Source organism: Fictibacillus fluitans, assembly GCF_030418125.1.
Lineage (GTDB): Bacteria > Bacillota > Bacilli > Bacillales > Fictibacillaceae > Fictibacillus_C > Fictibacillus_C fluitans.
On record NZ_JAUHTR010000008.1, the window covers coordinates 94,050 to 116,998 of the forward strand.

The following is a 22,949-nucleotide window of genomic DNA, read 5'->3' on the forward strand; positions in this document are numbered from 1 at the left end:
CCTTTTATCATTAGTGCACCTGGTTCTCAGGTGGAAGATATGTAACGGTTATCCCTTTTTTCATGCGTTCTTTCACACCCCGTGGTACTGGCATAAATGTTTCAGCCATCTCTGCCGGCATCCATACCACTTCTTCAATCTCGTCTGGAAACTGAATTCCGATTTTACCGCCTGTTATTTTCCCGTTAAACACAAAGAAAACCACATGATGCCCTCTTGTCTCGAAGAACTGCTCACTGATTCCAAAGATTTTTTGCACTTCAATGTTCAGTCCTGTTTCTTCCTTCACCTCACGTACCGCTGCTTCCTCCAGTGTTTCGCCAGCCTCCACTGCTCCTCCGGGAAGTGTGTAATAAGAGGATTCATCGCCGTAGTTTTTAACCATCAATATCTTTTCCCAAGCTTCATCAAAAAGCAGGACATATACGACATCCACTCGTCTCATCGCCAAGCTCCTTCTCAATTGTTAATCCATTTACTATTCTTTACTCCGGAAGGATGCCCTTCTTCAAAATAAAAAAACCCACTTTGACAGAGTCACGATCCAGATCATGGTGAACCTGTGTCGCAGGAACCTCTGGTCTTGGAATATTTCCAAGAGGAGCAGGATTCTCTTAATATTTAATATCGCCTGTGCCATCCGGTGCACTGCCCGTTGCCCAAAGGCCTTCAGAGAATTCATCTGTTTTTAGTCAGTTTTGAATAATTCCGAAGAATCCAATGAACACTAACGGTAGCTTAGAAAGGAAGGATGCAGGGATATGGACCAAAAGAGCGAAGAAATCGCAGAGAAGAATTATGATCCGTCTGATTACAGCAGCCAGTCTGAAACCGAGCAGGGCCTTGCCATTACCCATGAACAGGTTAGTGATGATTATGCAGAAGGAACCATTGATGGTGTAATCGAAAATGTCGAAGGCAAAGATGTCCCGCTACAGCGAAAGGGCCATAACATCTACAAAAATAAATAAGAACAAAAAAGCCTGCAGCTATCAATTAATAGCTGCAGGCTTTTCCTTTTTAATTCCCTAAACTCTTAATATCCTCGTATATTTTATTGATATCGCTCACCTGTTTCATTAGGGGATGGTCTTCGATAAATGAAGTATCCAGCTTCCCTTCCCTGATGTTTTTCAGGTACAGATCAATCCCGCCTTCCAGCGATTTTGCTTTAGACTCCATCTGGCCATGAAGTTCCTGCAGGCTCTCTGGAGGCGTCAGGCCGGTAAATTCCTTGACGTCCGATTTCATCTGTTTCAACTGAGTTTCCAATTCTTTTCGTTTGGTTTCATCATTTACGGCATCCCGGACAAGACCGGTGGTATCACTGCTGAAGCTGGAGACTTCCCCTGCAAATTCTTTGGCTTCTTTTACATAGTTGACGGTATTGGCTGTATCCGTAACGGCTGAACATCCAGTAAGGGCAAGTAATCCTAGAATCAGGCCGATCTTTTTTATATGCATACTTTTCCTCCTTGGCTCGTTTCATCCTGATAGTATCCTTACGTAACAGCTCAGGTTTAGGTTTCACTTTATGAGAAATAGCCACAAAAAAAGAAACTTCATTTAAAGTTTCTTTTCCTGATTCCCATTCAAGATGGGATAAAGCTCTTCCAGCTTTCGAATTTCATATGTAGGCCCAATTCCTGAATCATTCTGTTTCCCTTCCGGATTGTACCAGCATGTATCCAGTCCCGCCATCTGGCCGCCTTTGATGTCGGAATGCAGGGAATCTCCAATAATCAGGGTTTCTTCCGGTGAAAATCCCGGAACCCGTTCAAACACATACTCAAAGTACTCTTTCATCGGCTTTTGGTACCCTGTGTCCTCCGACACAAAAATCCTTTTGAACAATCCATGGAGGCCCGATCCACGCAGACGTTTATCCTGCGTTTTCGAAACACCGTTCGTTACGATATACACATGGTAGTCATCCTTTAGCTCTGTGATCAATTCAATCGCCCCGTCTATAAGATGAAATCCTTCATCCAGAAAAACACGGTAGCTTTTCTCCATGGAAATGCCGTCTGCTTCATGGCCGTATTCTTTCATAAAAAGCGCAAAGCGGGTGTTCAGCAGCTCTGACCGCTCAATTTCTCCCCCTTCATACGCCTTCCATAAACTTTGGTTCAGCTCTCTGTAATGCGCTTCCATTTCATCCGAAAATGGCAGCTTTTCCTGCTCAAACAGCATGCGCAATGCCGCTTTTTCCGTTGCTTTAAAATCCAGAAGTGTATCATCCGCATCAAATAATAACGTTTTGTAGGTTTTCATGAGGCGATCTCCTTTTGCTGTTTTTCTTCACGGCTGTTGGATTTAAACAGAACAATTCCCACAATAATGATAAGCACACCAATCAGCTGTTTGAATGTAAACGGTACGGGCTTCAAGCCTAAAAACCCGTATGTGTCCATAATCAGGGCAAATCCCAGCTGAGAGGCCATGACAATGGAAATGGCGACGGTCGGCCGGAGCCTTTTCATGCTTTGGACGACACACGTAACCACACCGACCCCGATCAGACCGCTGAACCAATACCATGTCTGCATCGGATGAAAAGCGAGGATTTGGCTGCCCTCAAACACAAATCCCAGTGTCAGGGAAGCAAGAAACCCAAGGCACAGCACCAACGTGGTCGTCGCCCAGGAGTTCGCATGCTCATTCACTTTACTGTTAAATATATTTTGCATACCGACCAGCGAACCCGCGATCAGTGCCAAAAGAATTCCCAAAAGCATAAAGCACCTACTCCTTTTCTTTACTCGTAAATATTATCATTCGCCAGTTTCTTTAGCCCTTCACGGTCCGTCACAAGGATCCCCCCATTGTACCGTTCAACCAGGCCATCTGCACACAGCTGCTGAATCACCCGGTTCAGATGGCGATAGCTCGTTCCAATCAGGTTGGCGGCATCCTTCAGACTCGCCGTGCTGTGCCTTCCGGTTAATAAGCCATCCGAGGCATCAAACGAAACAGACAACAGGTAGCTTGCCAGCCGGACTTCCACCGGATAGAGCAAGTTGAACCATAAGGTATTGGATTTAATATAAAATTTATTGGTGATGATTTTCAGTAAAAAATTTAAAAATGCCGGGTCGTCGTTTCCGTATTTTTTCAGCCAGCGGTGATGAATCCCGATCATGATGACCTCAGATACGGCCTCTACCGTATTAACCGTCTCTGTACCTCTTACATATTCAATATCGCCGATCAGTTCCAGCGGGTTTTTGAATGAAAGGATCAACGTCTTCCCTTCCGGCGAAGTAGTATATACTTTCACTTTTCCCTGAACCAGAACATACAGAGAATCCAAGGGTTCACCCTGGACACAAATTTTTTCGCCCTGAAGAAACGTGCAGAGTGTTAAATGTTCCTGCAGACTGGGATTGAATAGTGTTTCGATTCCATTTGAGCGCAAATAGGCTGTAATCCTGGCTGAATCCTTCGAAGCCTCCATATTCTCACCTTCCACCCATCATTTGACCTAAAAACTCAGAATAAGTACTCCGGCAATCATCATCCCGATGCCAATAAACTGAGGCAGCTTCATCCGTTGTTTTGACACTCCGAACCAACCGAAGCTGTCCGTTAAGAAGGCCATGCTCAGCTGCGCAATGAGGAGCGCCGAAATCGAGACTGTCACACCGATCAAATGAATGGCCGTCACATTACTGAAAATGACGATCGCCGCAAATGAACCCCCAGCAAGATAAAGAGGCTTTACCCGGCGGAACTGCTTCCATGTATCATCACGAAACACCATCATCAAAATAAATGCTGCCACAAAACCCGTTCCCTGTGTCAGGGTTGTTGCCTGCCAGGTACCGATATCCTGGCTGATCCGGGAATTCGCCACACCCTGCAAGGTAATAAAAAATCCGCCCAGCAGTGCAAATAAAATCCCTTTCATCCTATCTCTCCCTTTTTCAATTTCCATTACTCATTATCAGGGAAAGACACAAGTTATGGAAAGGACATATGTCCTCATTATAGTAAATTAAGAAAAAATAAAAAAGCTGGCTTCCCAGCTTTTTTCATTAACCTATTATGGCTCCCAGCCCCCGGCGGATAAAATTGGCAGTGACCGGCTCTTTTCCTATCTCCCTTGCCCAAACAGACAACTGACCGATGTGATGAATTTCATGGGCAATCATGTGTCTCATGATTTCACCGCGTGTAAAACGTTCGTCTCCAATTTCCTCCATGAGTTGATGTTCCATGCTATCGTTCCATGCGTTCACAAAGGCCTGAACTTCCGGTTTAAACCCGGCGTCGAGCCTCCTGACCTTTTCCAGGGACCGGTAGCCCTCAAAGCTTTCCTGAAAGTCGGGTTTCCCTTGCATTGCCCGTATCCAGCTCCATTCCACATCCGCAATATGGAACAAAGTATGAAGAATCCCGCCTACCCCGCCTGTCCGCTCTTTCAGAAGTTCTTCAAGAGGTACGTCTTCACACCACATGTACCAATCTTCCCGGACCTGCCAGTTATAGTGAAATAAAGTTTTCATGTACTCACCCTTTCTGAAAACCTCTTTCTACAGGACTACAGAATATCCTCTTTAAAAAGCACCAATAAAAAAACAGGGAAACAGCAGACTGTTTTCCCTGTAGTAAATAGCTATTCCTGATAATTAAAAAGGACTTCCCACGTTTCCCGGCCGACGATGCCATCAACCTGAAGGCGCAATTTCTTTTGAAACTCTTTCACTTTCGCTTCCGTTTTCGGGCCAAAATCCCCGTCCACTGTAATATCACCCACCACGACTTTTAACCGTTTTTGAATATTTACCACATTCTCTCCCTTGTCACCTTTTTTGGTAACATGGCCAGGATACGGCAAGCTGGTTTGATACAAGGTATTCCATGTGGTTGGCCCGACAATTCCATCTTCAGTCAGAAACCGGTAGTGCTGAAACAACTTGACATTTTCCAGTGTCTTTTTGCCAAAGACTCCATCAGCTGTGGTCGGAATCAAATTTCTTGTAAGCTGCTGTTGGACCTTCTTCACATCCGATCCGCGGTCCCCATACTTAATGACATGACCGGGATACGGGTCAGGCGTGCTCGATTGTTGTGATTTCACTTGTGATGCAGCATGCGATGGAGTTGGAAACAACGGTGCAGCGGCCAGAACTCCTGCAGCGACCAGGCAGAACACAGACTTTTTCAAACTCATAAAACGATGGCCCCCTTACAAGTTTTAGTAAAAAACACACAACATTAATCTATACCCCATGGTCTGTCCCTTACAACCTTTCACTCCCTAAATAGGTAATAATACCCATTTAATTCCAGTGTTAGTTGCGGTTCGACACGATTTAGTTGCATATCACGTCATTTTCATATTCACAACGTAAAAAAGTACTGCTGAACTCCCTCAACAGTACTCTCTTCATTACTTTGAAAAAACTAAACCTGAGCTGCGGAAGCCTGTGTCAACAGCTGTGCCAGAGCTTCATAATCAGGGGTGTCACCATCTCGAAATTTAATCCATTTTCTCTCTGGAGGACCTTCGAATTTACCCTCTGGCAATTCAAGATCAGCTGTGTTAAAAATCATAAAAGCGACTGCGTCTTTTGATGGTGTAATCACTGCTGTATATTTTCCGTTTTTAAGAAAATGGGGCTTCTTATACTGGATGCGTTCCTCTACATCAGGAATCGTGGAGTGAACCATACTGCGAAGCTGACTTGCGATCTCAATTTTCCATGGTTTGTCCAACTTTTCAATAAATACTGTTACCTCCGAATTCATAACATCATTCCCTCCGCTTAACATGATAGGCGATGATGACTGAATATTCTCCAAATTATACATATCATATTGTTGATCATGCTTCAATACATTCTACAAAAGATGACAAAACAAAACGCCCAGACCGCTGTCTGGACGTTTTTCCTGCCAATTATTTAAGATGCATAGCTTCTTTCATCGCTTTAAAAATTTCCGTGTTCTCATAGGTGCCCTGAAGCTTTTCTGCCCCTGGTCCCTGAGCAGTTAACGGAACCGATTGTCCACCGTGTTCATTGGTTGACCAATCCAGATTAAACTCATCCTTGGAGTGAGCCGGTGTAAACGGGCCATCTTCTTTAGACACACCAACACCACTCTCATCGTCAGGAGTGACTTCTTCGATGGAAAGGCCGCCGCTCTCATGGTCAGCTGCTACCAGAACTAATGTGTCAGGATGCTTTTTCGCATAATCTTTCGCAACCTGTACCGATTTATCGAGCTGTTTTCCTGCTTTCATCATCAGTTTTCCATTGTTTTCATGTGACATTTCGTCAATGCCTTCCTCTTCTACCATGAGGAAGAATCCTTTTTTATTCTGTGACAATGTGTCGATCGCTTTGGTGGTCATATCCGGCAGCGGAACGACAGGATCATAAAGGTCCCCTTCACCTTCCGGGTTCTGCTCAAACATTTCCTCGTTTGCGAACAATCCGAGCAGGCGATGGCTGTTGGATCCTTCAAGATCTTTTTGATTAGTGACATAGTCATAACCGAGTTTTTCTGCTTTTGCTACGAGATCCCCCTCGTTTCCTTTACTTTCCTCTTCTTTATCCTTTGCCGGGTGATCCTTAAACTTGCCTTCATCGCCTTTTGAATACCAGTAGTCTTCACCACCGCCAAGAAGGACATCGACTTTGCTGTTTTCAAGATATTGTTTCGCGATTTCACTTTGCTTATTACGATCATTCACATGTGCGCCTAATGATGCGGGCGTTGCATCCGTGATCTGGCTTGTCGTCACAAGACCGGTTGATTTCCCTGCTTCGCTCGCCATTTCAAGAATCGATTTGACAGGTTTTTTATTTTCATCCACTCCGATAGCACCGTTAAACGTTTTGTGGCCGGTCGCCATGGCTGTACCAGCGGCCGCAGAATCGGTTACAACTGAAGTCGAATGGGTATGAACATTTCCGGCAACAGGCATGTTGTTCATGGCAAGCTCGCCGTTCAGGCCTTGAGCTGCCAAACGAATGGCTTCCCTGTGTGAGGCTCCCATTCCGTCACCGACAAACATGATGACATTCTTTGCTTTATCAGGATGGGCAGATTTCCCCTCTTTTGCATCTGCCATTTGATTGACGCCAAATGATGTTATCAAAGCCAATGATAGTGTGGCTGCAGCTATTGCTTTCTTCTTCAATACGTCCACTCCCTCTTTCTCTGATGTGCCCCCATTGTAGTAAACGAATATGAAGGTACATTGAAGCGTTTGTAATAAAACGGTGAAGTTTCATTACGGGATTGTAAAGAAGAAGCCGTCATGCTGAAAATCATTTATACTAAAAATGAAATCTATAAAGCAGGTGTGTGTATGGAAAAAAATAAAAACAAGGGATCTCTTTGGGAACTTTTCCTCGTCTCCTCCAAACTGGGATTAACCTCATTTGGCGGCCCTATCGCTCATCTTGGGTATTTTTTTGATGAATATGTAAAAAAGAGAAAATGGATCAGTGAAAAGAACTACGCCGAGCTGGTCGCTTTGTGCCAGTTCCTTCCTGGTCCCGCCAGCAGCCAGGTAGGGATTGGCATCGGTGTCATGCGTGCCAGAGTGATCGGAGGAATTGTTTCGTTCATCGGCTTTACGCTGCCTTCTGTTATCGCACTCACTCTTTTTGCAATGATGTTAAAGGATATTGACATAAACAATGCCGGTTGGATACATGGTTTAAAAATCGTGGCTGTTGCCGTCATCGCCCAGGCGATCTTCGGAATGGCAGGGAAGCTGGCACCCGATCTGAAACGGAAAGCCATCGTGCTGGGCGGATTGGTTGTGACCCTTTTGTGGCAGACGGCCTATAGCCAAATCGCTGTCATCTTGATATCCGCTATCATCGGCTTGTTCTATTATAATAAACAGAAGGTAAGCGATGAAGAAGAAGACTTCCAGTTCCCGCTTTCCAGGCGTTTTGGAGCAATCTGTCTCACTTTATTTTTTATCCTCCTGATTACTTTGCCCATCATGAAAAACGTGGTTACCAGCCCATGGTTCGGTATCTTTGACAGTTTTTATCGTTCTGGCTCGCTCGTTTTCGGCGGGGGACATGTGGTTTTACCTTTATTGGAGAAGGAGTTTGTTCCTGAGGGCCTGGTCAGCAAAGAGACGTTTCTTGCGGGATATGGTGCAACCCAGGCCGTGCCTGGACCATTGTTTACCTTTGGGGCTTACCTTGGAGCAGTCATGAAGGGCTGGACAGGTGGATTGCTTGCGGCATTTGCCATTTTTCTCCCTGCCTTTCTGCTTGTTTTTGGTACGCTGCCCTTTTGGAATTTGGTTCGCCGCCATCCTAAAATTAAAGGAGCGCTCACAGGAGTGAACGCCGCGGTTGTAGGAATTTTGATTTCAGCCTTTTACGATCCCGTTTGGACAAGCTCGATCTTGAAACCGGCGGACTTTGTTGTTGCCGCCCTGCTCTTCAGTCTTCTTATGTATTGGAAGTTGTCTCCGTGGATCGTTGTTGTAATTGGCGGAGTGGGTGGAATACTCTTCCTTTGATCACTCTTTTTTGAAGGAAAGCCCTTTTTCCTGGAGTGCAGCCTTTAACTTACCCAATGCATTCGGCCCCATCCCATGAAGCATGGACACTGTTTTTTCGCTTTCATTCGCAAGCTCTTGATAACTGGTAATGCCGGCACCTGCCAAAGCGCGCTGTGCCGGTTTACCAATTTTCGGCGGAAATTGGTCCTCTGCTGCCAGCTTTCTCACCCTCTCTCAAATGGATGCATTCTGTTCTCTTTTTCGCTGCTGCATCTTCAATCCCTGCCGGATTCCACAACACAAAAAAAGAAAGGGAGCCCCCTCTCTTCTTTGCTTTATTATTTACCGGTGAAAAAAGGTCCACCGCTTTTTCCGAAGTTCATTTAAAAACGTTACAATGGAATGGTTCTCTTCCTTTAACGCTTTTTCAAAATGGGACAAGGTCGGTTTGGGACCTTGAATCCGGGACACAAACCGTTTGCTTTTCACAAACTTCCCTCCAGCTTCATGGATGTTTGCTTTAGTATATGCAAACCGGCTGTAGATTCATACAAAAAAGCAGCGGAAATCTCCGCTGCCCCTGCCTATCTATGCTTAAAGGTACCGCCGCGCCGCTGTCCTTTTTGTATAATCCGCTCGTTCTCTTCCATCACTTGCAGGGTGTGATGACTGATGCCGACTTTCGGGAACTCAATTCTCGGTTTCAATGTAACTCCTTTACGATCGCTTTTCAGTGAAACCGCCTGGCTTCCCAGTACATCTATTCCTCTTGTCATGCCTCCTCACTCCTTTCCAGTGCTTGTACTAAGATATCATACGTGGCGAGCAGGATGCCCATCAGGGAACAATCCACATCGCTTACTTTTGCTGTTGAAGAAATACGAATCACGTAGGTTTCATCCTCAATATTAAACGGATAAAACGCAAAGTTGTCTTCTTTATTGTAGTAGGCTTCCGCCCGGGATAATGTTGATTGAATCAAGCTGGCGTTCGAATACTTCACCAGAGCTTCGTTTTTTTCCTGTGGTGTCGTGAATGGCAAAATGGTAAAACTATGCCCTTCTTTTTCAACATACGCTTCAAGAACGAGTTTCAGTCCGTATAAATAATTTTCCTTACTTCCATAATACGCCGTGATTCCTTCCGATTTCAAGATATACAGCGCATTATTTACTTTAGCCCGCAAATCATCGAGCAGCATCTGGTTGTTTTCCACAGATTTTGTGATTCTTGCTAATTCATTATTCCCGATTTTCTTTAAGTACAAACTCAGGAAAATAAAGGCGTCAATCAGTATAAACACCATAAGAACGACCAGATAATGGTCCCAATGGGTAAAGATACTCTGCGGATTCCCCGTCCAATAGATCAGGGCGCCAAATATGTACAGTACGTACCACAATTTGCGGATCGCATCCAGCTTCTGCTCTGCCCGGTCCTCATCCCGCCAATAAAAGATGAGATATGCCCCGATTCCGACAAATACAATCCAAACGACCACCCTAAAAAACCAAATCAACGCGTCTCCCTCCTGTCACCTGCTGTCTACCATTCAATTGAAAAAGCCCATTTCCTGCCTTTGAAGACAGAAATGAGCCTTTGGACCAGGTAAATTCCTGAGTGAGGATACATGTCTCTTACATTAATCCGACCATTCCAACCCCTCAAGAAACTTCAGCACATCCTCGTGGAGTTTCCCTTTGTCAGGACCTCTTGTGACAAGGTGCGGAGAATTCTCGTACCAAATGAGGGATTTGTTGTGTGTGGAAACCTCATCGTATATAATTTGCGCGCTCTCTCTGTTGGCAGAATGGTCCTTTCCTGATTGCACCACCAGAACGGGACAGGAAATTTCGCTAAGATGCCCGCCCACTTCTTCAATCACCGTTTGCAGTGACTTGACCGCTTCATCCGACTGTGGCTTCAGCTTCTCCCATTCTTCTTCAATTTGCTCAGGTGGCGTACGTAAAATCTTTTTATAGCGTTTGGTAAATGAACTGACATGCCGGCCAAGATCTTCGGCACTCTTGGGCTTGACGGGTGCGCACATGGACACGAGCCCTTTTACCGGATAAGTATGAGCTGCCTTTATTGCAAATACACCGCCAAGAGACAGGCCGATTACTGCAATTTCTTCATAGCCCTTTTCTTTTAACGATTGAAAACCATCTTCTACAGTGCTCCACCACTGCCTGGCATTTGTTGCCACCAGCCGTTCAGGCGTATCACCGTGTCCTTCATACAACGGTCCGAGGCATGTATAATTCTTATCATTTAAATAACGCCCCAGCTCCCGGATATCTACCGTGTTCCCGGTAAATCCGTGCAGAAGCAGGACCGCCCGTTTCCCTCCTTCAAAGAAAAACGATTTGGCTGGAACCATTTTCATCATGATGCCTCCGATCCTATTCTTTCTATTTACTCTATCACAAGACGATAAATTGAAAAAAGAATCAGGCCACAAACCTCCCGTAAATGTATTTTTTTAGAAAATTCACACAAAATTTAGAACTATTTTCAGAATTGTCATTGACATTCGCTATAGAAGGAGTAAAATGTTCATTAAAACTTTAACCGAGGTGTCCGTTTTGAAGTACGCATTTGCCCATCGAATTTATTCATTACAATCTTCTGCTGTCCGTGATATTTTAAAAGTTGTTAATCAGGAAGGCGTCATATCGTTTGCAGGCGGTTTGCCTGATGATCAGCTGTTTCCTGCAGAAGCCATCGAAGAAGCATTTTCCAAGGTTTTCGCTTCTGGAAAGCATGCTTTACAATATAGTGAAACGGAAGGATACTTACCCCTTCGCGAAGTAATTCTTGAACGAATGTCGCGTAAAGGCATTACTAACTACACAACCAAAGACATCATGCTCACAACCGGCTCACAGCAGGTTATTGACCTGTTTTCCCGCGTGATGCTGAATGCAGGGGACGTCATTTTGACAGAAGATCCAACCTATCTTGCTGCGCTTCAGGTATTCAAGTCCTATGAAGCACGAGTCATCGGGGTCGCATCCGATGAAGATGGCATGATTCCGGAAGACCTGCAAGCTAAGATCAAGGAATATAAACCAAAATGTATTTACGTAGTTCCGACCTTCTCCAACCCGGCCGGAAAGGTTTGGTCACTGGAACGCCGCAAGATGCTGCTTCAAGAAGCGCACCGAAATAACATTGTCGTTTTGGAAGATGATCCGTACGGTGATCTCCAATTTAACCGCGAGGAAACATACACTCCTCTTGCTGCACTTGATGACGGAAGCTGTGTTCTGTATACAAGCACGTTCTCCAAGACAGCTGTTCCTGCCCTGCGCACCGGGTGGGTCGCGGGCCCATTCCAGATTGTCCGCATGATGTCCCAGGCCAAACAGGCGAATGACCTTCATTCCAATTCATTGTCCCAGCAGGCGCTGTACCATTTCTGTACAGGATTTGACATGGATGGGCATATTAACCGGTTGATCGCAGAGTACGAAAAGCGGATGAATGCCATGTATGACTGTTTGAAGAATGCCAATCTCTCTGGTTTGAAACTGAACAAACCAAAAGGCGGCATGTTCTTCTGGCTGGAACTGGATGAGCATCTTAACACCACTGAACTTTTGCCAGAAGCAGTTTCACGGGGTGTCGCATATGTACCGGGAGAGCCGTTCTTCGCCTCCCTGCCAAAAACCAATGCGATGCGCTTGAATTTCAGCCATCCAACCATTGAACAGATCGAGAGCGGAATCACTATCATGACCGATCTGTTTAAGGAATCACTGGAGAAAAACGCCGTATTATCATAAACAACAAGAAGGAACCTCTCTTTGAAAAGGAGGTTCCTTTTTTTATTATTTCACCCGCAGGCCTTGTCCAATATAGATCGTGAAATCCTTATCCAGGCTGTTCCACTTCTTCATTTGGTTAATCGTCGACTTGTACGTTTTACCAAGAGAATATACCGTATCTCCTGGAATTACTGTGTGATAAACGGCTGTGGGCTTCCTTTTCAGGTTAAAGCTTTTGACCAGCCCATTTACATGTCCCCGAGCGATGCTGCCAATAAAGGAAGCAGATTTTAACTTGTCCGCATCATCCACTGTATCAATAAAACCGTTTTCCGTTAAAACCGCCGGCATGTTTGATTCCCTCAGCATATGAAAGTTAGCCGTTTTCTTTCCGCGGTCCCTGAAGTCCGCCAATTCAAGAACAGCATCATGAATATGGTTGCGGTACGTGGTAGTTGGTGCTTCTGTTCCGGGATAGATATAACTTTCAAAGCCTGTCCCGCCGCCAGCATTAATGTGAACGGATAATAAATAATCAGCTCCCCACCGGTTAGCGGCGTCTGTCCTGTCCTTCAGTGACAGAAACTCATCCGTCGTCCTGCTCATCCTGACCTCAACGCCATTGTACTCTGTCAGCAGTATATTTTTGATCCTCGTGGCAATTTGCAAGGTAATGTTCTTCTCCAGCAAGCCGTTTCCTGTGGCTCCTGAATCACTGCCCCCATGCCCCGGATCGATAAAAATTTTTACCATCTACCAAACACTCCTTGTTGTAAGAAAACTTGAGAAAAGAGAAATCTCTTATTCTCCCTATCATTATATGCAGTTATTTAGTAGTGGTTATGCCTACTAGTTGACGGAAACGGCGTTTAAACGGCGAGTCAGGATTCCTGAAGCCAGGTTTGGATAACTTCCCCCAGTTTCTCTCCTTTAGCCTCCACATCATTCATATCGTAAAATTTAACCATGGCACGGTCATCGGCGAGCCAATCCAGCATTCCTGTTCTGTCCCTGACCAGGAGTCTCATGCTTTTAGGTTCCTTGACTTCTGCTCCGCAATGGAAAATCAGACGAAAGAATCCCTTTCCATGCAAATTAAACGTCAGGCAATCCTCTCCCTCATAGCAATAGCTTGGTGCGTTCCATTTAATTTTTTCGTTTAACTCCGGATGGGTTTCCTGTATGATTTCCCGCACACGCTGAATTTCCCGTTTGAGCGGATGATCCAATACTTCCATAAACGTCTGTACTTCTTCCTGTCCAGACTCCTTTTTGGTTACCATCGTCCTTCTCCTCCTTATTCTCCCTCCCAGGCCGGATTATAAACGACTTCCCATAAATGGCCATCAGGGTCTTGAAAATGGCCGGAATACCCGCCCCAGAACGTCTCATGTGCCGGATCAGTTATGACAGCTCCCGCCCGTTTGGCTTCCTCCATCACCTGATCCACTTCCACTATACTGTTGACATTATGCCCGAGAGTAAATTCGCCAGGGCTTGAAACAGCCACAGGAACCTTCGCCTCGTGAGCCAAATCCTTTCGGTTCCACAACGCCAACTTCAAGCCTGACTGCAGATCAAAAAAAGCGACAGCGCCATGCTCAAATTCAGTGCCGATAATCCCTTTCGTATGAAAGCCCAAACCATCCCGATAGAATTTCACGGAGCGTTCCAAATCATCCACACCTAACGTTATAACGGTAATTCTAGCTTCCACGAAAAATCCCTCCTTACAAAATTGTTAAATAAAAGAAACTCTGATCCTTTTTTTATGGAAGATCAGAGTTGATGAAAATTAAAGCTTTTCTATTCCTCACTTAATACAGAAACCTTAACATCCACATATTGAATGGATTCATCACCGCCAAAGACATGATAGATTGGGGATGCCAGATTTAAATTGTTGTCAACAATATACTGAAGCAGCTCCGCGTAAACAAATTCAGTCAAAGTCTCATAGTTTCCAGTAAAACGTTTCATGAGCATATCATCCACATAATAATAACTTCTATACATTAAAGACTCAGTGGCTGGAATCTTGTCCTCATGAACAGGCATAAACAATTCAATGTACATGTTTTCGTCTTTAGGAATGTTTTTCAACGCATAGAACATGGGTCCTTTAATTGATAAATTTGCTTCTCCAATTTCAGAAATGAAGTCTTCAATTACCAGTTCCATTTCACTGTAATGAAAAAAGTATTCCTTCGAGACGACATTGGTGTAAGCAATGCTTTGATCTTCAGCAATCATCGGACGGATTCACCCACTTCTACAATCGGCGCATACACATCAAGCCACGTTTCTCCGAAAACATCCAGACATACATGGTAAAAGCTCGGGTCCAAAGAAATTTGATTCTGCTTTGCGGTTTCCTGAATGAGCTGGTAGGCTTCTTCAATTCCTCCGTCCTCATCCGTAAAACGGACGCATAGTGCTTCCTCGATAACTAAAACATCAATATATTCATATGCTGAACCTTTTTCCAATTCAACGCGGTCATTAACTGGGACGCTGTATGTAAATTCTCCTGAACCCGGGTCATTTTCCAGCGGTTTGAATTTGAAAAGAACCGGCCCCACTGGATAGATGCCATTATTTACAACCTGGCTTCTAAGAGAGGTTGCAGGTAGAAGCCAGTCTTCTCTTTTCACCACTTGTGTAATGCTAACCAAGTTCAGCATGGACAAGGATTTGTATTGTACTTTCAACCTTATCTCTCCTCTTCTATGTTAACTAGCTCATTTTTTCCTCTTTTTGTTATTTCTTTCATACTGTTTTATGCGTTTTCTCTTTTCACGATCATAATCATGCCAGGAAATATTAAAGGAAGGAAACTTGTATTTGCAGTAAGCCAGCAATTGGAATTCAGCTGCCGCAATAGCAATAGGATAAAGAATGAACAACGACAGAATAAAACAAAAGAATGTATATTCACCAGACGTGTGTATTAAAATTAAGATTAATAAAACAACCAAATAAATGATAGAACCGAGAACTGTAAGTATAATAGTCCTGCCGAAGAAAAATCCAGAAGAATTTTCACCAGTAAATTCCCCATTGTGTGCTTGTTTAAAAATACTAATAGTACTAAGAATATGAACTATAACAGCCCCGGTTAGCAGGAGGCCCACATATGTTAAAGTCAAGCTATCGTTTGGAAAATCAAAAATTCCGCTAATTACAACAAACATAAAACCAATGGTACCAAACTGAAAAATATAAAATAAGGTTAAAACCGAGATGATTTTTTGAAACTTAATGTACATCTTTGGTTTTGTAAAAATGAATAACAAACTAATCTGTATACAATAAAATGCAACTTCCAAAAAGATGACTACTTTTTCAAAAGTATTAGGAAAAACTGTCCATCCAAACCTAAATAACCCTACACCTATAAAGAACATTGGCATACTGCACCAAATCATGGATCCAAACATAAATGACACACAACTATCAGGACTTAGCCTGTTTTTGGCAGTCGTTTTGAAATCAGATAAATTTTCTTCTTTTATATTCATGCTCTAACTCAAACGCTTGTTTTTAGATTTGCGATTATTATTTTTCCTTGAATACTTCTGCCTTTGCCGCCGATATTCTTCCCAAGAAATAATAAATGAAGGAAATTTAAATTTGCAATAGGCTAACAATTGAAATTCGCCTGCACCAATGGCGATGGCATACATAACGATTGTTGCTATGGCGTAACCAAAGTAAATATTGAATCCATAATCATTATGGCTGATGATCATGATTGCCATTATCAAAGTGTAGACGGCAGATCCTACTATAATCCAAACCTTCATTTTACTAGATAAAAATGATGAATTCTCATCGTTAAAAGCTCCTTGGGCCGCTTGCTTAAAGGTATCCACAGTGGATAAGATATGTACCACAAAAGCACCTGCGATTAAAAGACCAATATAAGTTAATGTTGTTTGATTGGTAGAATAATCGGTCATTCCAGGAAGTACAAACATGGTAAACGTAATGGTAGCCGTTTGAAATGCAAAAAACAGTAAAACCAGAGATTGGAACTTCTGCAGTTTAAAAGCAGCCTTTGCAGATAGAAAAAGAACGAGAAAAACAAGTTGTAAACCGTATAGTATTAATTCCACTGTAACAATATTTTTCTCTACCGGTTCAGCGTAATACTCCCAACCAAATCGATATAAAGCCGCAAAAATAAAAAACATCATCATTGAGCAAAAAAAGGTTGCTCCAATCATGAAACCTGAAATCCCATCGGGAGATAGACGGGTACGACAGGTTTTTTTAAACCCCGTTAAATTCTTCTCTTTAATGTCCCACATGTACTTCTCCACCTTAAAAAATATTACCAGAAAATAGAGCCTATTTTATGGGTAAGACTTTTCACACCTTTTTTAGCGGCACTAACTACACTTTCGCCACCTAATGCATCGAACTTCGTATTTAAACCATAAGAGGCAATAACACTAACTCCCGCTCCAACCACAGTTCCGACCGGAGGAGCAATCAATGACCCAACAGCGGCCCCTGTTGCAGCCGCAGCTGCAATGCCTCCAATATCAACAGCTGAATCCGTTACAATATCGGCTGCATCATGGGCTTGCCAGCCATCTTTTTGTGCATCAACCACATTATTGGCAATAGATAAAGCAGACCCTACCACTGCCAGCCCTTTTACAGTTTTTCCTACTTTACCAACTTCTTTAAAGGTGTCTTTCCATTTCATTGGGTTGATAGTTTTCACACTGTCGGCATAGGAGGATTTAAACCCGGTCCATGCTTGCTTTCCTACAGCTTTTGTAAAACCAATTTTCTTCAAATCTTTTTTATATTCTTGATGTGCTACAAAATCCGGCAATTTATAAATCGCTGTTTTCGCCTTCTTAATTTGTGATTTAGTCGTCTTCAAATCCTCAAATTTGAAACCATTTCGTATGTATTTAATGAAAGCATCATCATCTTTATTCATTTTTAGCATTTTAGAAATAGCTACAATGTCTTTGGTGTTCTTTGTGGATAGCGTGTATGCTCCACGGCCTTTTCGGCCAGCGGGATCAAAAATAGCTTTAAAATCATATTTCCATTTAAGATATTGGCTAATGGACAAGGCTGTAGTAATTCTTCCATATTTAATCCCTTTACTAACGCTTGTTACCCCTTGTCTTACTCCCGCAAATGCAGTACCGCTCAAGAAAGCGGTAAAACTATCAGCATTGAACAGCTTCTGGTCCGCCTCCCGAAAGTTAATTTCCGTACGTTTTACGACTTCTTCCGCTCCGTTTAACAGGCTCCCGTAATGGTCGAGCTGCTGGATCAGGCTGTTGTAGAGGGGGCTGATGGCGGAAAGATTAATTCCGTCTCCGTGGCTTTGCATGGAATAATAGTTCATTTGCAGATTCGATCTGATAGCTTTGCTCTTCGCTTCGAGCTTTTTCACATCTGATGCGAGTTCTTTTAGTTCGTCTGGTACAACGTTTACACGACTCATTCCTTCTCCTGCCTTTCTACTCTCTATTCTAAAAAAGAACCAGGACTTCTTATACTGGACTTTACTCCTAAAAACCCCACTTCCTTTTTACCCTTCTTTCTTGCACCAAAACCAATTTGTGCCAAATTTTAGATAATTCAGGTGAAAATGGTCCCGAATTTATCTTAAAAGAGTTAATTAACCGTTCTCCCACTGATCAAAGTAACTTTCTATTAAACATACTAACTATTTTACAAAAGTAATAACCTGGTGTACACAGTAAAAACTGCCTCCTTTTTCCACAAGAGACAGTTTTTGATTTATTGCTTATGTTATACCGGGCTTACAAAGTCGGCATTTTTCGTATAGAGGTACAGCCCATAATCCTGCATGACTGAGGCATTTCCGGTCTGCCGGATCATCGCAGCCGCATGTCCTCGGTGATAGTTTCCGTGTGTGGAAATATGATAGATGGTTTCCATAGGTGTAGTATCCAGCCGTCCCGCATATGGATTATCCACAGTGAACACTTTTTCCATGTCATGGCTATCAATATAATGCTTATACTCTTCTGTCAGCTTTTTGTATCGCTGCTCCATTTCGAGCAGTGTTTCTGCTTCAGCCTCTCTTCTCAATGTGTCCGAAGCGGCCATTCCCTCTTGCATATCCTCCCCCTGCATGATATTCAACCACAAATTGTCAGTTAAATACAGATGTACCATAACTGTTGAAAGAGATGGAAAAATGCTTTGCCTCATTTCCTTTTTGTATAAATCCTCTGGAAGTTCCCGCAGCTTTTCAAAGATTCTGGCGTTCGCCCAAGCATGATAATCATACATTTCACGTGCATGGTTCTTCATCCTATCCAACCTCCCCGTGCTTTGTTCACTCCTAACCCTTTACCTATTCGAGATGATCTTGCCCTATTCCTTTTATAAAAAAGAGCATCCGGGATCAATCCACAGATGCTCCTTTCCTTTAAACAAGACCGGTCAAACTATAAACTCCAATAACAAAGAAGACAGCGATGGTTTTGATCACTGTGACAGCGAATATGTCACGGTAGGCCTGCTTATGCGTCAATCCGGTTACCGCGAGGAGGGTAATGACCGCTCCATTATGCGGCAGTGAATCCATGCCGCCGGACGCCATCGCCACGATCCGGTGCATGACCTCCATCGGAATATCAAATTGCTGGGCAAGCTTTACATACTGATCACCCATAACGCTTAGCGCGATTCCCATACCGCCTGACGCGGACCCGGTAATACCGGCCAGCACGTTCGTAGTTACTGCGCCGTTGACAAGTGGATTGGTAAAGGTATGAGAAATACTGTCACGCACAACACCAAATCCAGGCAAGGAAGAAATAACGCCTCCAAACCCATATTCAGATCCGGTATTCATCGCAGCGAGCAAAGCTCCTCCAATGCTGGCGTTAATGCCCTTCTGGAAGTTGGCGGTCACACCTCTCCAATTGTAGGCGATTGTTGCCAGAATTCCCATACACAAGGCCATCTCCACCGCCCAGATGCCTGCTACCTGACTAAGGTCAACCTTCCCAAAGTCCTTCAATCCGATGGAAGCAAAATCAAATCCATCCGGATACCATTTGGGAATGTAAATGGTGAGCACCTTGTTCATTACACCGACCAGGATCAAAGGAACAAACGCCAAGACCTGGCGAAGCGGCGAAACTCGCTGCTGCATTTCATCACTGTTGTATTGAGGCTCCTCCTGTACCGCCTGGGCAGCGGCTGCCATTTCACTTTGCGCCCCGATCGGCCCGCTGTAGCCTTCGCCCTGTTTCCTGGCTTTTTTGCTTCTGCCCTGCAAATAAAGAATTCCCAGTGTGAAAACAAACAACGCTCCGATCACACCAAGTACGGGTGCAGCATAAATGGTTGTTCCGAAAAAGCTAGTGGGAATAACATTTTGAATCTGCGGTGTTCCTGGAAGCGCATCCATTGTAAAAGATAACGCACCAAGAGCAATTGCTCCCGGGATCAGACGCTTCGGAATATCCGCTTCACGGAAAAGATGCACGGCAAAAGGATATACCGCAAACGCAACAACAAACAAGCTGATTCCACTGTATGTAAGAATGGCACACATCAATACGATGGCTAGAATCGCTCTTTTCGCCCCTACAAATTGCACAATCGTTTTGGCGATCGATGCGGCCACACCCGACATCTCCACCAGCTTTCCAAAAATGGCCCCCAGCAGGAAGACAGGGAAATACAGTTTGATAAAGCCAACCATTTTCTCCATGAAAATGTTGGAGAAGAACGGCATAACATGTGATGGATCTGTAAGCACCACGGCGAACAGCGCACAGATGGGTGCAAACAGGATAACAGAGAAGCCTTTATACGCAACAAACATCAGTAAGCCAAGCGCTAACAGGATAATAAGGAGATCCATACCTTCACCTCTTTTATTGGTAGTAAAAAAAGGATGAACATGCCCGTTCTACAGGCATGTCCATCCATCACTCATGCTCTTGCAGTCTTAGTAGCTTAGTAGCGTGCGGTCAGCATTTTTTTGCGCGTGTAAAACTCCACGCCGTCTTTGCCGTTCGCATGCAAATCACCATAGAAGGATTTCTTGTATCCGGAGAACGGGAAGAACGCCATTGGTGCAGGAACACCCATGTTCACGCCAAGCATTCCCGCATCGATTGTATCCCTGAATTGACGGACCGCCTTTGCACTATCGGTAAACAGGCAGGCACCATTGGCAAAGTCAGATTGATTCGTCAGCTTGATCGCTTCAGTCAGGTCATTGACACGGACCACTGAAAGCACCGGCGCGAAGATTTCATCCTTCCAGATTTTCATGTCGGTTTTAACATTGTCAAAAATCGTCGGTCCAACAAAGTATCCCGGTAATTCGCAAGCCTGGTCATTACGTCCGTCGCGAGCGAGTGCCGCTCCTTCTTTTACACCGATATCAATGTACTGAAGGGTCTTGTCTTTATGGGACTGGCGGATAACCGGTCCAAGGAAAACATTTTCTTCCATACCATTTCCAATGGTAAGTTCTTCAGCCTCCTTCACGAGCCGTTCCACGAGGGTGTCCGCAATATCACCGACAGCCACGACAACAGAGCACGCCATGCAGCGCTCTCCTGCAGAACCAAACGCAGCGTTGATAATGTTCGTTACGGCAATGTCCATATCGGCATCCGGAAGCACAATGCTGTGATTCTTGGCACCGGCCAGTGCCTGCACACGCTTGCCATTCCCTGCACCTGTCTTGTATACATGCTCGGCAACCGGCTGGGAACCGACAAAGGAGATGGCCGGAATGCGTTCATGCTCGAGAATGCCATTCACAATATCACGAGCACCGTGAACGATGTTCAGCACACCATCAGGAAGACCCGCTTCCTTAAACAGCTCGGCCAAACGGTTGGCAAGCAGCGGTGTACGCTCGGAAGGTTTTAAGATAAAGGTGTTTCCGCAGGCAATTGCGAGCGGGAACATCCAGCAAGGCACCATCATTGGAAAGTTAAACGGTGTAATTCCGCCAACAACCCCGATTGGGTACCGATACATTCCTGATTCAATACCTGAAGCAATGTCCGGAAGCTGGGAGCCCATCATGAGAGTTGGCGCACCTGCCGCAAACTCCACACATTCAATACCGCGCTGCACTTCTCCATATGCTTCCCCATAGCTCTTGCCGTTTTCTTTCGTAATCAGGCGTGCAAGTTCATCCCAATGATCTACCAAGAGCTGCTGATAACGGAAAAGGATACGTGCCCGTTTTGGCACAGCCACCTGGCTCCATGATTCAAATGCGCGTTCTGCCGCTTCAACCGCAAGCTCAAGATCTTCACGATTGGAAAGCGGCACTTCAGCCAGCGCCTCTCCAGTTGCCGGATTCGGCACTGTTTCAGTTTGATCGGAACGGGACTCCACCCATTCACCGTTGATAAAATTCTTTAAGGCTTCCACTTTAGTAATTGAAGACATGTATATTCCACTCCTTGTTGTTTTTTAAGATTGAATCATCGTAGACGAGATGCTGAAATCATAGTCATAACAGACCCTGTATAAATCAATGATTTCTTCGTGTGCCGGTACCCTCGGGTTGTTCCCCGGGCTTCCGCTGTCAAGGGCGTCGTTAGCCATTTTGGAGATCACTTGTTCAAACGCCTCCTGATCCACTCCCCAGCTTTTCAGATTGGGAATATCCAGATCGGCGCACAGCTTTTTGATTTCTTCAATGGCGAAATCCGCCAGCTCCTCCTTGTCCTGTTTATCCAGTCCCGGCTGGATAATCTGGGCAATGGCTGCAAGCTGGTCTATGGCATCGCGCTTGCTGAATTCAAGAACAGCCGGCAGGAGCATCGCATTGGAAACGCCATGAGGAACATGAAACAACGCTCCAATCGGCCGGGACATGCCATGAACCAGGGTTACGGACGCGTTAGAAAACGCAAGTCCCGCCTGCATGGAGGCCAGTGCCATTTCTTCTTTGGCATCCACATTCTCCGGTTGATGATAGGCTGTCCGAAGGTTACCTGTAATTGAAGCAATAGCCGACCGCGCAAAATCGTCTGTGAGCGGCTGGCTCTTTTTAGAAATGAACGCCTCAATCGCATGGCAAAGGGCATCAACTCCCGTGGCAGCGGTTACATTCTTGGGTGTGGAAAGCGTCAGGATCGGATCCACAATCGCGGTACACGGCAAGAAGTTGGGATCCTTGATCATCATCTTGATATCATCTTTTGTATTCGTAATCACGGTAACATCGGTCACTTCGGAACCTGTACCAGCAGTTGTTGGAATCGCGATGAACGGTAGCGGTTTTTGTGAAATTTTTCTTGCTCCGCCCCGGTAATCCCCGATATATCCTCCGTTGGACGCCACCACTCCGACTGCTTTTCCGGTATCCATACAGCTGCCGCCGCCGATGGCAACGATTACATCACACTTTTCTTCAAGGCAAATTTCAAGTGCTTCTTTTACATGCTGATCGGTAGGTTCTGTATTCACATCCAGGTAAGAAACAAAGGGAAGGTTATGCTGTTCAAGCAGTTTCTCACACTTTCTCACATGGCCAATCTTCTCCATCACACGGTCACTGATCAATAACACCTTTGTGCCCAGCCCGGCCGCTTCCTCTCCCAACTTCCCCAGGGAATCCCGGCCATAATACAAAGCATTGGGCATACGAAATTCTGCAAACTTCTTCATGCTGTTCCTCCTTTCAATTT

Annotated in this window: 30 protein-coding genes; 3 read left to right on the forward strand and 27 right to left on the reverse strand. The window is 44.6% G+C overall.

Translation table 11 applies throughout. From position 1 onward, the window contains the following. Nucleotides 1-10: 10 nt before the first annotated feature. Nucleotides 11-445 (reverse strand): NUDIX hydrolase, encoded by a 435-nt coding sequence (locus QYB97_RS15425; protein ID WP_301166900.1) that lies wholly within the window; start codon nt 443-445, stop codon nt 11-13. A gap of 316 nt (nt 446-761) precedes the next feature. Between QYB97_RS15425 and QYB97_RS15430 the strand changes: the two genes are divergently transcribed. Further along, entirely contained in the window at nt 762-971 is a 210-nt protein-coding gene (locus QYB97_RS15430) for a YozQ family protein (RefSeq protein WP_301166901.1), read from the forward strand. A 49-nt stretch (nt 972-1,020) separates the two neighbouring features. Here the strand turns inward: QYB97_RS15430 and QYB97_RS15435 are convergent, their stop codons facing one another. The 9 genes from QYB97_RS15435 to QYB97_RS15475 all read right to left on the reverse strand — a co-directional run bounded on the left by QYB97_RS15435 (nt 1,021) and on the right by QYB97_RS15475 (nt 7,153). After that, nucleotides 1,021-1,464, reverse strand: coding sequence for a DUF6376 family protein (locus tag QYB97_RS15435; protein WP_301166902.1), 444 nt, complete (start codon nt 1,462-1,464; stop codon nt 1,021-1,023). 102 nt (nt 1,465-1,566) lie between these two features. Beyond that, nucleotides 1,567-2,274 carry a YjjG family noncanonical pyrimidine nucleotidase gene (locus QYB97_RS15440; protein ID WP_301166903.1) on the reverse strand — a complete coding sequence of 236 codons (708 nt, stop codon included), beginning with the start codon at nt 2,272-2,274 and terminating at the stop codon, nt 1,567-1,569. After that, nucleotides 2,271-2,738 (reverse strand): DMT family transporter, encoded by a 468-nt coding sequence (locus QYB97_RS15445; RefSeq protein WP_301166904.1) that lies wholly within the window; start codon nt 2,736-2,738, stop codon nt 2,271-2,273. Before QYB97_RS15445 ends, QYB97_RS15440 begins: the two co-directional genes overlap by 4 nt. 20 nt (nt 2,739-2,758) lie before the next feature. Beyond that, nucleotides 2,759-3,457: a Crp/Fnr family transcriptional regulator gene (locus QYB97_RS15450; protein ID WP_301166905.1), complete on the reverse strand. Its 699-nt coding sequence runs from the start codon at nt 3,455-3,457 to the stop codon at nt 2,759-2,761. A 27-nt stretch (nt 3,458-3,484) separates the two neighbouring features. Next, a complete protein-coding gene (locus tag QYB97_RS15455; protein ID WP_301166906.1) occupies nt 3,485-3,910 on the reverse strand; it encodes a DMT family transporter in 426 nt (141 codons plus the stop codon). Nucleotides 3,911-4,037: 127 nt separating this feature from the next. Then, nucleotides 4,038-4,508: a DinB family protein gene (locus tag QYB97_RS15460; RefSeq protein WP_301166907.1), complete on the reverse strand. Its 471-nt coding sequence runs from the start codon at nt 4,506-4,508 to the stop codon at nt 4,038-4,040. 110 nt (nt 4,509-4,618) lie between these two features. Then, entirely contained in the window at nt 4,619-5,176 is a 558-nt protein-coding gene (locus QYB97_RS15465; RefSeq protein WP_301166908.1) for a peptidoglycan-binding domain-containing protein, read from the reverse strand. 233 nt (nt 5,177-5,409) lie between these two features. Beyond that, nucleotides 5,410-5,754 carry a DUF1801 domain-containing protein gene (locus QYB97_RS15470; protein ID WP_301166909.1) on the reverse strand — a complete coding sequence of 115 codons (345 nt, stop codon included), beginning with the start codon at nt 5,752-5,754 and terminating at the stop codon, nt 5,410-5,412. 151 nt (nt 5,755-5,905) lie between these two features. Further along, nucleotides 5,906-7,153, reverse strand: a complete 1,248-nt coding sequence (locus tag QYB97_RS15475; protein WP_301166910.1) for an alkaline phosphatase — start codon at nt 7,151-7,153, stop codon at nt 5,906-5,908. 171 nt (nt 7,154-7,324) lie between these two features. Between QYB97_RS15475 and QYB97_RS15480 the strand changes: the two genes are divergently transcribed. Next, nucleotides 7,325-8,506, forward strand: a complete 1,182-nt coding sequence (locus QYB97_RS15480) for a chromate transporter (protein WP_301166911.1) — start codon at nt 7,325-7,327, stop codon at nt 8,504-8,506. On the opposite strand, the gene QYB97_RS15485 is transcribed toward QYB97_RS15480, so the two are convergent. The 5 genes from QYB97_RS15485 to QYB97_RS15505 all read right to left on the reverse strand — a co-directional run bounded on the left by QYB97_RS15485 (nt 8,507) and on the right by QYB97_RS15505 (nt 10,877). Next, a complete protein-coding gene (locus tag QYB97_RS15485; protein ID WP_301166912.1) occupies nt 8,507-8,716 on the reverse strand; it encodes a helix-hairpin-helix domain-containing protein in 210 nt (69 codons plus the stop codon). It abuts the gene before it with no gap. 114 nt (nt 8,717-8,830) lie between these two features. Continuing rightward, nucleotides 8,831-8,977 carry a hypothetical protein gene (locus tag QYB97_RS15490; protein ID WP_301166913.1) on the reverse strand — a complete coding sequence of 49 codons (147 nt, stop codon included), beginning with the start codon at nt 8,975-8,977 and terminating at the stop codon, nt 8,831-8,833. Nucleotides 8,978-9,072: 95 nt separating this feature from the next. Further along, on the reverse strand, nt 9,073-9,264 hold the full coding sequence (locus tag QYB97_RS15495; RefSeq protein ID WP_301166914.1) for a hypothetical protein: 192 nt from the start codon (nt 9,262-9,264) through the stop codon (nt 9,073-9,075). Continuing rightward, a complete protein-coding gene (locus tag QYB97_RS15500) occupies nt 9,261-10,007 on the reverse strand; it encodes a type II toxin-antitoxin system SpoIISA family toxin (RefSeq protein ID WP_301166915.1) in 747 nt (248 codons plus the stop codon). The genes QYB97_RS15495 and QYB97_RS15500 overlap by 4 nt, the downstream gene beginning before the upstream one ends. A gap of 123 nt (nt 10,008-10,130) precedes the next feature. Further along, nucleotides 10,131-10,877, reverse strand: a complete 747-nt coding sequence (locus tag QYB97_RS15505; protein WP_301167064.1) for an alpha/beta hydrolase — start codon at nt 10,875-10,877, stop codon at nt 10,131-10,133. Nucleotides 10,878-11,076: 199 nt separating this feature from the next. On the opposite strand from QYB97_RS15505, the gene QYB97_RS15510 reads away from it, so the two are divergent. Next, nucleotides 11,077-12,279: an aminotransferase-like domain-containing protein gene (locus QYB97_RS15510; protein WP_301167065.1), complete on the forward strand. Its 1,203-nt coding sequence runs from the start codon at nt 11,077-11,079 to the stop codon at nt 12,277-12,279. Between the two features lie 45 nt (nt 12,280-12,324). Here QYB97_RS15510 and QYB97_RS15515 read toward each other — a convergent pair whose 3' ends face one another. From QYB97_RS15515 to QYB97_RS15570, 12 genes are all read right to left on the reverse strand, one after another. Further along, nucleotides 12,325-13,014: an N-acetylmuramoyl-L-alanine amidase family protein gene (locus QYB97_RS15515; protein WP_301166916.1), complete on the reverse strand. Its 690-nt coding sequence runs from the start codon at nt 13,012-13,014 to the stop codon at nt 12,325-12,327. Between the two features lie 128 nt (nt 13,015-13,142). After that, nucleotides 13,143-13,544, reverse strand: coding sequence for a DUF1801 domain-containing protein (locus QYB97_RS15520; protein ID WP_301166917.1), 402 nt, complete (start codon nt 13,542-13,544; stop codon nt 13,143-13,145). 14 nt (nt 13,545-13,558) lie between these two features. Continuing rightward, entirely contained in the window at nt 13,559-13,978 is a 420-nt protein-coding gene (locus QYB97_RS15525; RefSeq protein ID WP_301166918.1) for a VOC family protein, read from the reverse strand. A gap of 89 nt (nt 13,979-14,067) precedes the next feature. Continuing rightward, complete coding sequence (locus QYB97_RS15530; protein ID WP_301166919.1) at nt 14,068-14,514, reverse strand: DUF5085 family protein; 447 nt, start codon at nt 14,512-14,514, stop codon at nt 14,068-14,070. Continuing rightward, the gene (locus QYB97_RS15535) at nt 14,511-14,972 is read right to left on the reverse strand and encodes a DUF5085 family protein (RefSeq protein ID WP_301166920.1); all 462 of its coding nucleotides are present in this window, start codon (nt 14,970-14,972) and stop codon (nt 14,511-14,513) included. Before QYB97_RS15535 ends, QYB97_RS15530 begins: the two co-directional genes overlap by 4 nt. A 30-nt stretch (nt 14,973-15,002) precedes the next feature. Beyond that, the gene (locus QYB97_RS15540; RefSeq protein WP_301166921.1) at nt 15,003-15,782 is read right to left on the reverse strand and encodes a hypothetical protein; all 780 of its coding nucleotides are present in this window, start codon (nt 15,780-15,782) and stop codon (nt 15,003-15,005) included. Between the two features lie 3 nt (nt 15,783-15,785). Continuing rightward, nucleotides 15,786-16,574 carry a hypothetical protein gene (locus QYB97_RS15545; RefSeq protein WP_301166922.1) on the reverse strand — a complete coding sequence of 263 codons (789 nt, stop codon included), beginning with the start codon at nt 16,572-16,574 and terminating at the stop codon, nt 15,786-15,788. Between the two features lie 23 nt (nt 16,575-16,597). Beyond that, entirely contained in the window at nt 16,598-17,740 is a 1,143-nt protein-coding gene (locus tag QYB97_RS15550) for a hypothetical protein (protein ID WP_301166923.1), read from the reverse strand. A gap of 311 nt (nt 17,741-18,051) precedes the next feature. Further along, nucleotides 18,052-18,579 (reverse strand): DinB family protein, encoded by a 528-nt coding sequence (locus QYB97_RS15555; protein WP_301166924.1) that lies wholly within the window; start codon nt 18,577-18,579, stop codon nt 18,052-18,054. A gap of 118 nt (nt 18,580-18,697) precedes the next feature. After that, nucleotides 18,698-20,146, reverse strand: a complete 1,449-nt coding sequence (locus QYB97_RS15560; protein WP_301166925.1) for a GntP family permease — start codon at nt 20,144-20,146, stop codon at nt 18,698-18,700. A 95-nt stretch (nt 20,147-20,241) separates the two neighbouring features. Beyond that, nucleotides 20,242-21,702 carry a CoA-acylating methylmalonate-semialdehyde dehydrogenase gene (locus QYB97_RS15565; protein ID WP_301166926.1) on the reverse strand — a complete coding sequence of 487 codons (1,461 nt, stop codon included), beginning with the start codon at nt 21,700-21,702 and terminating at the stop codon, nt 20,242-20,244. Nucleotides 21,703-21,726: 24 nt separating this feature from the next. Further along, nucleotides 21,727-22,929 carry an iron-containing alcohol dehydrogenase gene (locus tag QYB97_RS15570; protein WP_301166927.1) on the reverse strand — a complete coding sequence of 401 codons (1,203 nt, stop codon included), beginning with the start codon at nt 22,927-22,929 and terminating at the stop codon, nt 21,727-21,729. Nucleotides 22,930-22,949: the final 20 nt, after the last annotated feature.

Coding starts and splice junctions, on each gene's coding strand:
- QYB97_RS15425 (WP_301166900.1), bottom strand. CDS start 445: ATGAGACGAGTGGATGTCGTATATGTCCTGCTTTTTGATGAAGCTTGG.
- QYB97_RS15565 (WP_301166926.1), bottom strand. CDS start 21,702: ATGTCTTCAATTACTAAAGTGGAAGCCTTAAAGAATTTTATCAACGGT.
- QYB97_RS15460 (WP_301166907.1), bottom strand. CDS start 4,508: ATGAAAACTTTATTTCACTATAACTGGCAGGTCCGGGAAGATTGGTAC.
- QYB97_RS15560 (WP_301166925.1), bottom strand. CDS start 20,146: ATGGATCTCCTTATTATCCTGTTAGCGCTTGGCTTACTGATGTTTGTT.
- QYB97_RS15480 (WP_301166911.1), top strand. CDS start 7,325: ATGGAAAAAAATAAAAACAAGGGATCTCTTTGGGAACTTTTCCTCGTC.
- QYB97_RS15450 (WP_301166905.1), bottom strand. CDS start 3,457: ATGGAGGCTTCGAAGGATTCAGCCAGGATTACAGCCTATTTGCGCTCA.
- QYB97_RS15505 (WP_301167064.1), bottom strand. CDS start 10,877: ATGAAAATGGTTCCAGCCAAATCGTTTTTCTTTGAAGGAGGGAAACGG.
- QYB97_RS15445 (WP_301166904.1), bottom strand. CDS start 2,738: ATGCTTTTGGGAATTCTTTTGGCACTGATCGCGGGTTCGCTGGTCGGT.
- QYB97_RS15530 (WP_301166919.1), bottom strand. CDS start 14,514: ATGATTGCTGAAGATCAAAGCATTGCTTACACCAATGTCGTCTCGAAG.
- QYB97_RS15465 (WP_301166908.1), bottom strand. CDS start 5,176: ATGAGTTTGAAAAAGTCTGTGTTCTGCCTGGTCGCTGCAGGAGTTCTG.
- QYB97_RS15430 (WP_301166901.1), top strand. CDS start 762: ATGGACCAAAAGAGCGAAGAAATCGCAGAGAAGAATTATGATCCGTCT.
- QYB97_RS15455 (WP_301166906.1), bottom strand. CDS start 3,910: ATGAAAGGGATTTTATTTGCACTGCTGGGCGGATTTTTTATTACCTTG.
- QYB97_RS15570 (WP_301166927.1), bottom strand. CDS start 22,929: ATGAAGAAGTTTGCAGAATTTCGTATGCCCAATGCTTTGTATTATGGC.
- QYB97_RS15495 (WP_301166914.1), bottom strand. CDS start 9,264: ATGACAAGAGGAATAGATGTACTGGGAAGCCAGGCGGTTTCACTGAAA.
- QYB97_RS15545 (WP_301166922.1), bottom strand. CDS start 16,574: ATGTGGGACATTAAAGAGAAGAATTTAACGGGGTTTAAAAAAACCTGT.
- QYB97_RS15470 (WP_301166909.1), bottom strand. CDS start 5,754: ATGAATTCGGAGGTAACAGTATTTATTGAAAAGTTGGACAAACCATGG.
- QYB97_RS15515 (WP_301166916.1), bottom strand. CDS start 13,014: ATGGTAAAAATTTTTATCGATCCGGGGCATGGGGGCAGTGATTCAGGA.
- QYB97_RS15550 (WP_301166923.1), bottom strand. CDS start 17,740: ATGAGTCGTGTAAACGTTGTACCAGACGAACTAAAAGAACTCGCATCA.
- QYB97_RS15555 (WP_301166924.1), bottom strand. CDS start 18,579: ATGAAGAACCATGCACGTGAAATGTATGATTATCATGCTTGGGCGAAC.
- QYB97_RS15520 (WP_301166917.1), bottom strand. CDS start 13,544: ATGGTAACCAAAAAGGAGTCTGGACAGGAAGAAGTACAGACGTTTATG.
- QYB97_RS15435 (WP_301166902.1), bottom strand. CDS start 1,464: ATGCATATAAAAAAGATCGGCCTGATTCTAGGATTACTTGCCCTTACT.
- QYB97_RS15440 (WP_301166903.1), bottom strand. CDS start 2,274: ATGAAAACCTACAAAACGTTATTATTTGATGCGGATGATACACTTCTG.
- QYB97_RS15540 (WP_301166921.1), bottom strand. CDS start 15,782: ATGAATATAAAAGAAGAAAATTTATCTGATTTCAAAACGACTGCCAAA.